Annotated in this window: 7 protein-coding genes; 1 reads left to right on the top strand and 6 read right to left on the bottom strand. The window is 69.7% G+C overall.

Going from position 1 to position 12,879, the window contains the following annotated elements:
• Position 1 precedes the first annotated feature (1 nt).
• Entirely contained in the window at positions 2-313 is a 312-nt protein-coding gene (locus AC0Z2B_RS12120; protein WP_476296894.1) for an NGG1p interacting factor NIF3, read from the top strand.
• A 79-nt stretch (positions 314-392) separates the two neighbouring features.
• Here the strand turns inward: AC0Z2B_RS12120 and AC0Z2B_RS12115 are convergent, their stop codons facing one another.
• The 6 genes from AC0Z2B_RS12115 to nagA all read right to left on the bottom strand — a co-directional run bounded on the left by AC0Z2B_RS12115 (position 393) and on the right by nagA (position 12,878).
• Positions 393-4,703 carry a hemagglutinin repeat-containing protein gene (locus tag AC0Z2B_RS12115; RefSeq protein WP_476296892.1) on the bottom strand — a complete coding sequence of 1,437 codons (4,311 nt, stop codon included), beginning with the start codon at positions 4,701-4,703 and terminating at the stop codon, positions 393-395.
• 25 nt (positions 4,704-4,728) lie between these two features.
• Positions 4,729-6,351, bottom strand: coding sequence for a ShlB/FhaC/HecB family hemolysin secretion/activation protein (locus AC0Z2B_RS12110; protein WP_476296890.1), 1,623 nt, complete (start codon positions 6,349-6,351; stop codon positions 4,729-4,731).
• Positions 6,352-6,552: 201 nt separating this feature from the next.
• Positions 6,553-8,205, bottom strand: coding sequence for an N-acetylglucosamine-specific PTS transporter subunit IIBC (gene nagE / locus AC0Z2B_RS12105; protein ID WP_476296888.1), 1,653 nt, complete (start codon positions 8,203-8,205; stop codon positions 6,553-6,555).
• 32 nt (positions 8,206-8,237) lie between these two features.
• Positions 8,238-10,745: a phosphoenolpyruvate--protein phosphotransferase gene (gene ptsP, locus AC0Z2B_RS12100; protein ID WP_476296886.1), complete on the bottom strand. Its 2,508-nt coding sequence runs from the start codon at positions 10,743-10,745 to the stop codon at positions 8,238-8,240.
• Between the two features lie 23 nt (positions 10,746-10,768).
• Positions 10,769-11,791: an SIS domain-containing protein gene (locus tag AC0Z2B_RS12095; RefSeq protein ID WP_473005547.1), complete on the bottom strand. Its 1,023-nt coding sequence runs from the start codon at positions 11,789-11,791 to the stop codon at positions 10,769-10,771.
• Positions 11,772-12,878: an N-acetylglucosamine-6-phosphate deacetylase gene (nagA, locus tag AC0Z2B_RS12090; RefSeq protein ID WP_476296884.1), complete on the bottom strand. Its 1,107-nt coding sequence runs from the start codon at positions 12,876-12,878 to the stop codon at positions 11,772-11,774. Before nagA ends, AC0Z2B_RS12095 begins: the two co-directional genes overlap by 20 nt.
• Between the last annotated feature and the right edge of the window lies 1 nt (position 12,879).

The raw sequence follows: 12,879 nt of genomic DNA, 5'->3' as shown, positions 1-12,879 counted from the left end.
GGTGTACAAGCTTGCCTTCTTCGTGCCGCCCAGCCATGTGGACGCTGTGAAAAGCGCCGTGTTTGCCGCCGGTGGCGGTCGCATCGGCGCCTACGACAGCTGCGCCTGGCAGGTACTGGGGCAAGGCCAGTTCCGGCCCATGGACGGCGCAACGCCGTTCCTGGGCCAGGCTGGGCTGCTCGAGCGGGTGGAAGAATGGAAGGTGGAGCTTGTGGTGGCGGATGAACTGATCCACCCGGTGGTGGCGGCCCTCAAGGCCAGCCACCCCTACGAGGCGCCCGCTTATGAAGTGTGGCGCCTGGCTGATTTCTGATCGGCCCTGACGCGGCCTGCGGCCGCTGCTACGGTTTTTCGTAGCAGCGGCCAAAGGCCGCGTCAGCGCTCCACACCCATCATCCCTCCTTGTGCTTTATCCCTCCCTCCAACGTTTGCTGCTGATCATGCCCCTTGGTACGCAACAGCCCCAGGTCCGACGTGCGGTCCTTGCTGTCCGCCGTGCCGGTGAAGGCGTTGATCAGGTTCTGGGTCATCTCCTCGGGCACCAGTGACAGCTTGCCTTCCAACCCGAACGAATGGTCGCTGCCGCTCAAGGTGGTGGTGTTGACGTTGCTGCCACCCAGGTCCACCTGGCCGCGCGGGCTTTTCAGCTGCGCGCCGTTGAGGTGGGTGTCGCCGTCCACGTTCAGGGCGATGCCGTTGCGGCCGGTGACCACGCTGGCGGCAGTGGCGGTGTCGCGCTGGGTCTTGTTCACGTCCAGGTGCAGGGTAGGGGCGAAGCCAAGGTCGACCTTCTGCAGGCCAGTGCCGATTTGCTCCTTGACCTTGCTGCCTGCCGGGCCTGCCAGGGCCGTGGCACCGTTCACCAGGCCCTGGGGGTTTTTCTCGGCGTTGAGTCGCGCGTCCAGGGTCACCGCGTGGCCGTTGACCTGGTCCTGGCGGCTTGCGACGACGAGATCACCGCCAACGTTGCCGCTGACCTGGTCGGCCTCCACGCGCACGCCGTTCAGGCGGGTGTCGCGGCGGCTGTCGATGTGCAACTGGTCGACGCGGATCTCGCTGTTGCGGTGGGTCTGGCTGGCCAGCTTGTCCAGGCCCAGGGTGGCGCGACCATGGACGGCGTTGTAGCCCTTGCTGCCCTCGGTGCTGTTGGCGCCGTTGACGCCCAGGCCGATGCCCACGCTCTTGTTGTTGCGCTGCTCGTCGGTCTGCCCGCTGGCCACGGCGATGCCGCCTTTGTCCGCCGTGAGTGCCAGGCGCTGGGCGTTGACGTTCAGGCCTTCGACGTTGATGGCGGCATCCGCGCTGCTGCCGGCCTCGACGCTGGCGCTACCCTTGACGTGCCACTCGCCCGGCTGGGCGGTGGTGCTGCGCTCGTCCGTCTGCCCCAGTTCCAGGCTGGCGCCAATGCCGCCGCCCTTGCCACCCTGGGGAGCATTGCGCGACAGGCTCAACTGCAGGCCGCCGCCGTACACCCGGCCGTCGGCCCGGTGGGTGTCGATGACGCTGCCGATGCTGGCGGTGTCGCCGGCGATGACCTCGACGCTGGCGACCGGACGGTCGATGGCGCCCACCCGTGGGCCATCCATGTTCACCTGCTTGCCGGCGTGGATGCTCACCGCACCCGGGGTGTCGAACGCGACGGCGCGGCCCTGGCTGTCGGCGCTGCTGGCGGTGGTGTATTTGCCGATAACGCTGCCGCCCATGCTCTTGCCGGCGGTGGGGCTGGTGCCGCCCTTGGCCCAGGCGGAGCCGTCAATGCTGGTGCTGGCCTGCTGCTGTTCATCCTTGGCCTGTTCAAGGGCTACTGTGCCGCCGGCCTTCATGGCAACAGGGCCTTGGGTGCTGGCGAAGCGCGAGCCTTCATAGCGGCCATCGGTGCCCAGTTGGATCTGCACCCCGGCGTGGCCCTGGTTCAGGCTGGGCACGGCCTTGGCGTCGCCGCTGCTGCTGTGCACCGAGCCGCCGCTGCCGACCACCTTGGCGTTGATGTCACTGCCGGTGTTGCTGTCCACCCGCGCGCGGACGTCCACGTCCAGGCGGTCGAGGGTGGTGGCCTCGCGGTCCTGGCTGGCGCGCTGCGCGTGGCTGCCCAGGTTCAAGGCCAGCGTGCCGGCGGTCGCCTCATAGCGTGTGCCGATGTCGGTCAGCTGCTGCTCGACATTCACTGTCACGCCGGCACCACTGACCTCGGTGACCCGCGCGGTTTCCTTGGTGGCTGTAGCCTTGCGCTGCTGGTGGTTGACCTCCAGGTCGGCGCCAAGGCTGGGGGCGAACAGGTTGTCTTCCAGGGCCTGGTGCTGGAAGCGGCTCTGGTCTTCGCCGTTGACCACTTTCTCGATGGGGCGGGTGAGATCGGTGTATTCGACGCTGGCGCCCAGGTGGCCGCGGGTGCTGGTGCTCGATTGCGTGACCTTGTGCAGGTCGTGGGCATCGCCCAGGGTCGCGTTCTCTGCCTGGATGCGGGTCTCGCCCTCGCCGATGATGCTCGCGGCCTCGGTGTGCAGTGTTTTAGCCAGCACCTGGGTGGTGCCTTTGCTGCGCACGGTGCTGGCCTGGTGGGTCTGGGCCTCGGTGGTTTTTTCCTGGCTTGCCACGCCGCCGCTGAAGGCGCTGCCGACCCGGTCCATGCCACCGGTCAGGCGCAGGGCGCCGTCCTTGGTGGTGGCCTGCTCGCTGTCGTGCTGCTCGTCGAGGGCGGTGAGCAGGGCGATGTCCGGTGCCTGCACCTGCGTGCCCTGCTGGCCGTCGACCTTGGCGCCGACCATCTTGATGGCGGTGCTGTCGCTGATGGCCACGTTGCCGCCTGACACCTCGGTGGCAACGTGGGTCTTGGCCGAGCTGGCCTTGCGGGTGTCTAACCGTGCGTAGCCGACTTCGCCGAAGTACTGCTTGCTGCCGGCCTTGTCATCGGCGGCGGCCTTGGTTTCCCCGGCCTTGACGGTGAAGCCCTGGCTGCGAGTGGTGGAGGTGTCGGTGCGTTCGGCCACGGCGGGCAGCAGCTCCACGCCCTGTTCGCCCTTGATTTGCGTGGTGCCGGCGGCGCTGACCTTGGGGCCGACCAGCGCTACTTTTTCATTGGCGATGATCTGCAGGTTGTTCTCCGAGCGCACCTCGGTGCGGTGCGGTGCGCTGCTGCGGCGTTCGTCGTTGACGGTCTTGCTGAAGAAGGCGCCGCCTACCAGGTCGCCGCGGTAGTCGTCCTTGTCGTGGCTGGCCTTCACGCTGACGCCGTCGAGGGTGACGTTGCCGGCGCTGCGCAGGGTGCCGGGCCCCTGGCTGTGCAGGCGGCTGCCGCGCACGTGGGTGTCGCCGGCGCTGGTGAGCTGCACGGTGCCGCCCTCCAGGTTGCTGCCCCGGGCGGTCTCGCGCACGTCGGTGGTGTTGCTGTCGCCGCGCCACAAGTGCTTGCGGTGGCGAACAGTCTGGAAACTCGCCTTGCTGTCCAGGGCGGCGTCGACGGTCAGGTTGCCACCGCTGTGCACGCTCAGGTCGCCAGGCGCTTTCAAGTGGGCGGCGGTCAGGTGCATATCGGCGCCGGACTCCAGTTGGATGTTCTGGCGCGCTTCCAGGCGCGTGGCCAGGTGCTGGCGGGTGGTGTCGGTGGTGCGCTTGGAGTATTCCTCGGTAGGGATGAACCAGGCCTTGCGGCTCCACTGGTCGTGGGCCTTGGTGACCTGCTCGCGGGTCAGGGTGTCCATGCGCAGGGCCTTGCCGGCCTTGGCGGTGATGCTGCCCCCCTCGACGTCCACGGCCGTGAGCTGCAGGTCGCCGCCACTGCGCAGGCGCACGTCACCGTCAGTGGAAGTGATGACGCCGTTGCGGGCCTGGCTGCCGCTGATCTGCACGTCGCCCCGGCTGGCCACTTCGACGCCATCGCGGCCGACCAGTTGCGCCTTCGGCATGCGCACGCCGGCGCCCTCGGTGGTGCTGATGATGCGAATGCGCCCGGCGTGCATCGCGCCCAGCAACTGCGCATCCACCGCGCCCGCTGTCGGCTGGGTGGTGCCGAGCACGCTGCGGTCGGCGTAAGCGACGCTGTTGCGGCCGATCAGCACATTGAGGTCATCGCGGGCCGTCAGCCGGCCCTCGGTGTCCAGGCGCGGGGTGATCAGGTCCAGGGCGCCCTCGGCGTTGCTGGCGCCGCGCTCGCCTACCTGCAGCACGCCGCGTTCATGGCTGGCGTCCAGGCGCACGATGCGCCCGTCTTCAAGCTCGGGAATGCCCACCAGGAAGGTGGCGCGGTTGGCGTTGATGAAGCTGGCGCCGTTGAGGCTGATGCCGTTGGGGTTGGACAGCAGGTAGTCGGCGCGCTGGCCGAAGATTTCCTGGGGGCCGTCGATGCGCGAATCGCCCTGGCCGACGACGCGCATCAGGATGGTGCTGGCCGCCTGGCCCTGCAGGTGCGGGTTGGCGTCCAGCTGCGGGCCCAGTTGCGCCTGGCCGGCTGCCAGCGAGTTGTTCAGCACCAGGCCCTGTTGGCCGACGTTGAACTGCTGCATGTGGTTGTCGGACAGGCCCTGGCCGTCCGGGCGCACGATATCCAGTGCGGGCACCCCATTGTGCTCGCTGAGCACGGCGTAGCCGTTGGGGCCGGGCGCCGGTACCAGTCCGTCGCCCAGGGCGGGCAGGCTGGAGCCCAGCAGGGCGGCGGAAATCGCCCAGCGCAGGCGGTTGGCGGTAAAGCGTGGGGGTCGCTGAGTCATTGTTTTTATTTCTCTTATTGATGAATCAGAAGTCCAGTTTCAGCTCCATGTTCCAGAAGCCCGGCTCTGAGGGAGGGCCATCCTTGATCACCACGGCGTGGCGATAATCGAGTTTCACTTCGCCACCGCGCCAGCCCAGGCTGGCCCCGGGGCCCCCGCGCCGGGCGGCGGCGCCCGCCCGCCCCGGGCCCGCCGCGGCCCCCCCCCCGCGGCCGTAGTCCACGGCTACGTGCGGGGTCAGTACCAGCCCCGGCGTCACTGGCAATGCCAGGCTCAGGCTGTTGCGCAGCACCAGCGCGCTGCTGGCGGCGATGTTGCTGTCGCGCAGGCCGCGCACGCTGCCGGGGCTGCTCAGCAGCCACTGCTCGCTGGCCGGCAGCAGGGTGGGGCTGTACTGGGCTTCCAGGCTGCTGTCCCAGCGCCATTGGTGGCGGTTGCCGGGCCAGGCCTGGCTGCGCAGCACGCCCAGGCGCCATTGCTCGAACGGCCGGGTGTCGGCGCCCAGCCACGGCAGGCTGTGGGCGTAGCCCAGTTGCGCGCTCCAGGTGGCGCGGCCCAGCCACAGCAGGTTGAGGTCCAGGCTAGCGCTGGTCAGGCTGGCGTCCTGCTGGGCGATTGACCGATGGTTGAGGCGGTAGTCGCGGGTCTTGCGGTTCAGCCGCAGGCTGGCGCTGACCAGGGTGTGCTGGTTGCGCCACAGGCTGCGGCCCAGGCTCAGGCCGCGGCTGTCGCTGGTGTAGTCGTGGCGCACGCCGTGGCCGGTGAACGCCCGTTGTTCGCTGTGGCCCAGGCTGGCGCCCAGGGTCCAGGCGCCGTAGGGCACGCTGTAGTACAGGCCCAGGCCGCGGGTGTAGTTGGGGGCGTTGCCGAAGGTGCCGAACAGGCTTGCCTGCAGCACGTCGTTGAGCTGCAAGGGGCTGTCGCGGCTGGCCACCAGGCTCAGGCCGTGGCGGCCGTTGGTGGTGTCGCCGCCATTGCCGTAGCCCACGCGCAGGCCCCAGGGTGAGCGGCGGCTGCGTGAGGTCAGCAGGATGCGGGAACCGCCGTCCAGTTCCCCGGGTTGCACCTGGGCCTGCAGGTCGATGCTGCGCAGGCGGTTGAGCTGGTCCAGGCCCTGTTCCAGGGTGGGCAGGTGCAGCGGCCGGCCGACCAGGTCGGGGAAGGCGCTGGCCAGCGACACCGGCAGGCTGTCGTCAGCCAGTTCGATGGACTCGACGAAGCCTTCTTCGATGACGATGTCCAGCGGCTGGCCGTCCGCCGGAGTCTGCGCCGGGTAGGCACGCGCGGCGATGTAGCCGCGCTGCACGTAGGCCTGGGTGATATCGACAAGCACCTGGCGCAAGGCATCGGCGCCCATGCACGGGCGCAGGCGTTGGCTGAGTAGCCGCTGCAGGGTGCCATCATCGATCAGGCGGTTGCCCGCCAGGCGCAGGCCGCTCAGGCGCCAGCAACGCGCTTCGGCGGCCACCGTCGGTTCGGCGGGTGGTGGCGTGGGCCGTGGCTGCTGCAGTTGGCGCAGGCGCTGGTCGCGCTCCAGGGCCTCGCGGTCGCGGCGCTCCTGGTCCAGCCAGCGCAACGTGTCGTCGGCCGGCGCCATGGGGGCGAGAAACAGGGCACAGCAGGCCAGCAGGCCGGTCACCTTGGGCATCTTGTTATTCTTTTGAGTGGCTATCCATTGGTACTGAATCTACCGGGATATCCACTCAAATGAGTTCAGACGCTTCCAGGGTTTGTGTAGGACGGTTCTGCGGTTTCAATCCCGTAGCAGCTGCCGCCAGGCTGCGTCCTGAGCCGCGCAGTCCATCAGGCAGTGTGCGCCATGACGCCGCCTTCGGCAGCTGCTACGGGGTTACGCCAGTGCTTCGCGGCGGGTCAGTAGCGGCTGCAGGGCTTGGCTCAGGCCTTGTGCCTGTTCGCCTACCAGCAGGTGCCAGGCGCCGTCGCCCAGGTCGGTGCTGCCCTGGCAGCCCAGAGCCTTGAGCGCGTGCAGGTCCAGCGGCGCGCCATTGAGCTGCACGCGCAGGCGGGTCACGGCGAGGCACTCCAGGGTGTCGATGTTGGCCGCCCCGCCCAGTGCCTGCAACCAGGGTTGCAGTGGTTGCATGGGTTTGGCCGCCGCCGGCAACGCCAGGCGAATTTCGTCCGCCAGGCTGTCGGCCAGCGGCCCGACGATCACTTGCAGGCTGCCGCCGTGGCCGGGGCGCACCACGCCCATGGCGCCCAGCGCTTTCAGGCGGGCGTCGTCGGCCCGGTCGCGGTCGGCCAGTTGCAGGCGCAGGCGGGTGGTGCAGGCGCCGACGCTGAGCACGTTGGCCGCACCGCCCAGGGCCTGGATATAGGCGCCGGCGCGGTCGCTGTCGGCCACCACCGGGCTGTCGCTGTTGGCCACGGCTTCGCGGCCGGGGGTCTTGAGGTTGAAGCGGCGAATGCAGTAGTCGAACACCAGGTAGTACAGCAGCCCATAAGCCAGCCCCACCGGGAAGATCAGCCAGCCGTTGGTGGACTTGCCCCAGCCCAGCGCCATGTCGATGGCGCCGCCGGAGAAGGTGAAGCCCAGGTGGATGTCCAGCAGGTTGGTGATGGCCATGGACAGGCCGGTGAGCAGGGCATGCAGGCCATACAGCAGCGGCGCCAGGAAGATGAAGGCGAACTCGATGGGCTCGGTGACCCCGGTCAGGAACGAGGTCAACGCCATGGACAGCAGTATCCCGCCCATCAGCTTGCGCCGCTCGGGCAGGGCGTTGCGGTACATGGCCAGGCAGGCGGCCGGCAGGCCGAACATCATCATCGGGAACATGCCGGTCATGAACTGGCCGCCGTTGGGGTCGCCAGCGAAGTAGCGCGCCAGGTCGCCGCTCACCACCTGGCCGGTTGCCGGGTTGGTGAAGCTGCCGAACACGAACCAGACCATGTTGTTGAGGATGTGGTGCAGGCCAGTGATGATCAGCAGGCGGTTGAGCACGCCGAAGATGAACGCGCCCAGGCTGCCACTGGCCAGCAGCAGTTGGCCCAGGCTGTTGATGCCGTCCTGGATCGGCGGCCAGATCAGCCCGAACAGCACGCCCAGGCCCACCGAGGCGAAGCCGGTGGCGATGGGCACGAAGCGTCGGCCGCCGAAGAATGCCAGGTAGGCGGGCAACTGGATGTCCTTGAAGCGGTTGTACAGCCCGCCCGCCAGCAGGCCGCTGATGATGCCGGCAAGCATGCCCATGTTGATGCTGGGGTCCAGCACCTTGAGGGTCGAGACCATCACCAGGTAGCCGATGGCCCCGGCCACGCCGGCGGTGCCGTTGTTGTCGCGGGCGAAACCCACGGCGATGCCGATGGCGAAGATCAGCGCCAGGTTGGCGAAGATGGTGTTGCCGGCGTCGTGGATGATGGCGATGTTCAGCAGGTCGGTGTCGCCCAGGCGCAGCAGCAGGCCCGCGATGGGCAGGATGGCGATGGGCAGCATCAGCGCGCGGCCCAGCCGTTGCAGGCCTTCGATGAAGTGTTGGTACATGGCATGTCTCCCGATCCGTTGTTGTTATTGGCTTAGGCGTTCAGGGGCCAGTGCCGGTGGCAGGCCTGGCGTACCGCGGCGGCGCCGGGCAGGGCCAGCAGCTGTGGGGCTTGCGCCTGGCAGGCCGCCAGGTCGAGGTCGCGCACCCGTGCCTTGATCTCGGCCACCAAGGGCGGGCTCACCGACAGTTCCTGCACGCCCAGGCCGAGCAGCACCGGGGTGGCCAGCGGGTCGCTGGCCAGGGCGCCGCACACGCCTACCCAGCGCCCGTGCAGGCGAGCCCCGGCGCACGTCTGGGCCACCAGCGCCAGCACCGCCGGGTGCAGGGCGTCGACGCGGGCGGCAAGGCCGGCGTGGTCGCGGTCCATGGCCAGGGTGTACTGGGACAGGTCGTTGGTGCCGATGGACAGGAAGTCGGCATGCTCGGCCAGCTGGGCGGCCAGCAGCGCGGCGGCGGGCACTTCGATCATCACGCCCAACTGCGGCAGCTGCGTGACGCCCAGTTCGCCGGCCAGTTGGGCAAGGCGCTGGCGCACCTGCAGCAGTTCATCCACTTCGGTGACCATGGGCAGCATGATCCGGCAGCGCCCGGGCTGGCCGGTGCGCAGCAGGGCGCGCAGTTGCTGGTCGAGCAGCTGCGGGTTGACGCTGGCCAGGCGAATGCCGCGCAGGCCCAGCACCGGGTTGGCTTCCACTGGCAGGGGCAGGTAGTCGAGCTGCTTGTCGCCGCCCACGTCGATGGTGCGGATGACCACCGGCTTGTCGCCCATGGCGTCGAGCACGGCCCGGTAGGCCGCCACTTGCTGGGTTTCATCGGGGGCTGCGTGGCTGTCGACGAAGAGGAACTCGGTGCGCAGCAGGCCTACGCCGTCGGCGCCGGCCTGGTGGGCCTGTTCGGCGTCCTGGCGCGAGGCGACGTTGGCGCCGATCTCGATCACGCTGCCGTCCCGGGTGCGCGCCGGTGCATGGGCGTGCGCCTGTTGCAGCTGCTGGCGAGCCTGCCGTGCGGCGAGTTGGCTGGCCACCTGGTCGAGGCGCTGGGCGCTGGGCGTCAGTTCCAGGCGGCCGTTGTCGGCGTCCAGCACCACCTGGGTGCCCATGGCCTGCGCCAGCAGCGCGTCGCCCATGGCCACCAGGCAGGGCAGGCCCTTGCCGCGCGCCAGGATAGCCACGTGGGCGGTGGCGCCGCCAGCGGCCATGCACAGGCCGGCGGCGCCTTGTTCGTGCAGGTACAGCAGGTCGGAGGGGGTCAGTTCATGGGCGACGACGATGGCGCCACGGGGCAGCGGCGGCCGTGCGCTGTCGCCCAGCAGCTCGCGCAATACCTGCTGGCGCAGGTCATGCAGGTCGTTGGCGCGTTCGGCCAGCAGTGGCTTGCCGGTGGCGTGCAGCACGCGGCACTGGGCGTCGATGGCGTCGCTCCAGGCGTGGCTGGCGGCGCGGCCGGTATTGATGGCCGCCTGGGCCGCCTGGGCCAGGGCCGAGTCTTCCAGCAGCGCCAGGTGGGCGGCGAAGATGGCTTGCTCGGTAGCGTCCTCGCGCATTTGCGCCTGGGCCTGGGCGAGCGCCAGGGCGCGGGCGACGCCCGCCACGGCAGCGTCCAGCAGGCGTTGCTGCTCGCTGGCAACATGGCCGCCGGGGTCGGCTGGCAACGTCACGCCGCCCAGCAGCACCAGCGGGCCGCTGGCCAGGCCAGGGGCGGCGCACACGCCGGCGAGCATGCCGGGCGTTTGTATCGCCGCAGCTTGCAACGGCAGGGGCGCCGGGGCTGGGTGGTCGCCGGCGATGGCCGTGCCCAAGGCCTCGAGCAGCGCGGCCAGCGCCGCTTCACGCTGCGGGCCGCGGCAGATCACCTGCACCTGGGCGTGTTGGTCCACGCCCAGGCCCATTACCGCCACCAGGCTGATGACGTCGGCCAGCTGTCCTTCGTGGCGAAGCTGGGCGCTGCAATCGAAGCCTTGCGCCACCTGGCGCAAGCGCGCAGCGGGGCGGGCGTGCAGGCCGCCGACGTGGGCAACGCTGGCGCTGCCTTCCACGCTTTCACCGGCCGCGTCGGTCACTGCGCCGGTGGCCTGGTTGCCGACGAGGCGCAGCAGCGGCTCGCCGGCGCGCACCTGCTCTGGGGCCAGGCGCTCGGCACGAAAGCGCGTGCCGTTGGTGACGATGATCAGGCTTATCAGGCTGGTGCTGTGCCGCGCCACCCGGTCCATCTCGAAGCGCAGCAAGGGCTGCCCGGGGGTTACGCGCATGCCCGGCTGCACCAGCAGGTGGAAGCCTTCGCCGTTCAGTTGCACGGTGTCGATGCCCAGGTGCAGCAGCAGCTCGGCGCCGTTGTCGGCGCGCAGGGTGATGGCGTGCTGGGTGCGGGCCACGTGCAGGATCTCGCCGGCGCAGGGCGCCACCAGGCAATTGTCGGTGGGGTCGATGGCGATGCCGTCGCCCATCGTGCCGCTGGCGAACACCGGGTCGGGGACCTGGGCCAGGGCGAGTACGGGGCCACTCAAGGGGGCGCTTAGGGTCACTTCATTATTGTTATTCATGGGCGCGGTACTCGTTCGGGCAACTAGTGGGTACGGGTGACTTTGCTCAAATAGCGCGGCTGGTCGGGGTCCAGGCCGCGGGCGAGGGCCAGGTGGGCCGCCATTACGTAGAAGCTCTGGATGGCCAGGATCGGGTCCAGCGCCGGGTGTTGGGCGCGGCACAGGTCCAGGTCGCGTTCGGCGATGTCATCGGGGGCGGCCAGCAGCACCTTGGCGCCGCGCTCGCGCATGTCGGCGGCAAGTTTCAGCAGGCCGGCCTGCTCGGCGCCGCGCGGGGCGAACACCAGCAAGGGGTAGCCGGCGTCGATCAGGGCCATGGGGCCGTGGCGCACCTCGGCACTGCTGAACGCCTCGGCCTGTATGCCGGCGGTCTCCTTGAGCTTGAGCGCCGCCTCCTGGGCGATGGCGAAACCGGCGCCACGGCCGATCACCATCAGCCGGTCGCAGCCTTTGAAGGCGTCCACGGCGCCAGCCCAATCCACCGCTGCGGCCTGGCGCAAGCCGTCGGGCAGGGCAGTGCCGGCCGCCAATAATTCAGGGTCCTGGGCCCAGTGGCCGACCAGCCGGGCGCTGGCGCTGAGGGTGGCGATGAAGCTCTTGGTGGCGGCCACGCTCAGCTCGGCGCCGGCGCACAGCGGCACGGTGTATTCGCTGGCGGCCTGCAGTGGCGAGTCCTCGGCATTGACCAGCGCCACGCTGAGGGCACCGCGTTCGCGCAGCAGGCGCTGGCTGTCCACCAGGTCCGGGCTCTGGCCCGACTGGGACAGGGCGAACACCACCTGGCCGTCGACCTTGAGCGGTGAGTGGCGCAGGCTGACCACCGACATCGGCAAGGAGGCCACCGGCACCCCCAGTTGCTGCATGGCCAGGTAGGCCAGGTAGCTGGCGGCGTGGTCGGAGCTGCCGCGCGCCACGGTCATGGCCACGTGCGGCGGCTGTTGGCGCAGGCGCTCGGCCAGGGCCTGCAGCAGCGGGTCGAGGGTCTGCAGCTGGCGGCTCACGGCCGCGTGGGCGCTACGCGCTTCTTCAAGCATCTTGCAAGTCAATGGCTTCTCCTTCGACCATCACGTCGGTCAGCATCAGGTGGCGGTCCAGGCGCACGCAGTCGGCCCAGGCCCCCGGTTGCAGGCGGCCGCGGTCGCTGACGCCCAGGTAGTCGGCGGCGAATTGCGACAGGCGCCGGGACGCATCGTCCAGGGGCACGCCGATCTTCACCAGGTTGCGCAGCGCCAGGTCCATGGTCAGCGTGCTGCCGGCCAGCGTGCCGTCGGCCAGGCGCACGCCGCCCAGGCACTTGGTCACGTGGTTGCTGCCCAGCATGTAATTGCCGTCGGGCATGCCGGTGGCCGCGGTGGAATCGGTGACGCAGTACAGGCACGGGATGGCCCGCAGCGCCGCGCGAATGGCGCCGGGGTGCACGTGCAACAGGTCGGGGATCAGCTCGGCGTAGCGGGCGTGGGCCAGGGCGGCGCCGACCATGCCCGGCTCGCGGTGGTGTAGCGGGCTCATGGCGTTGTACAGGTGGGTGAAGCTGCTGGCGCCGGCCTCCAGCGCGGCCACGCCGTCTTCGTAGCTGCCCAGGGTGTGGCCGATCTGCAGGCGCACGCCACGGCCACTCAGCTCGCGGATCAGCGCGTTGTGGCCGGCGATTTCCGGGGCAATGGTGATGACCTTGATGGGCGCCAGGCTCAGGTAGTGGTCCACCTCGGCCAGCAGCGCGGTGTGGGCGAAGTTGGGCTGTGCGCCCAGCTTGCCGGGGTTGATGTACGGGCCTTCCAGGTGCACGCCCAGCACCCGCGCGCTGCCCGGTTCGCGGGCCTGGCAGTAGCGGTCGAGGCCCTTGAGCACGCTGGCGATTTCCTCGGCCGGGGCGGTCATGGTGGTGGCCAGCAGCGCCGTGGTGCCGAAGCGCACGTGGGTGCGGGCAATGGTGGCGAAGGCGTCGCCGCCCTGCATGATGTCCTTGCCGCCACCCCCGTGCACGTGCAGGTCGATGAAGCCGGGCAACAGGTAGGGCCGGTCATTGGTGGCCGGGTCGCAGGGCACGCCGTCGACGCCGGTGATCTTGCCTTCGGCGTGCAGCAGGCGGCCGCGGTACCAGCCGTTGGGGGTGAGGATGTTGTCGTCGGACATG

It is taken from the genome of Pseudomonas sp. GYB4201 (assembly GCF_056312595.1).
This window is presented reverse-complemented; position numbering and strand designations above follow the sequence as displayed.

Coding starts and splice junctions, on each gene's coding strand:
- AC0Z2B_RS12115 (WP_476296892.1), bottom strand. CDS start 4,703: ATGACTCAGCGACCCCCACGCTTTACCGCCAACCGCCTGCGCTGGGCG.
- AC0Z2B_RS12110 (WP_476296890.1), bottom strand. CDS start 6,351: ATGCCCAAGGTGACCGGCCTGCTGGCCTGCTGTGCCCTGTTTCTCGCC.
- nagE (WP_476296888.1), bottom strand. CDS start 8,205: ATGTACCAACACTTCATCGAAGGCCTGCAACGGCTGGGCCGCGCGCTG.
- ptsP (WP_476296886.1), bottom strand. CDS start 10,745: ATGAATAACAATAATGAAGTGACCCTAAGCGCCCCCTTGAGTGGCCCC.
- nagA (WP_476296884.1), bottom strand. CDS start 12,878: ATGTCCGACGACAACATCCTCACCCCCAACGGCTGGTACCGCGGCCGC.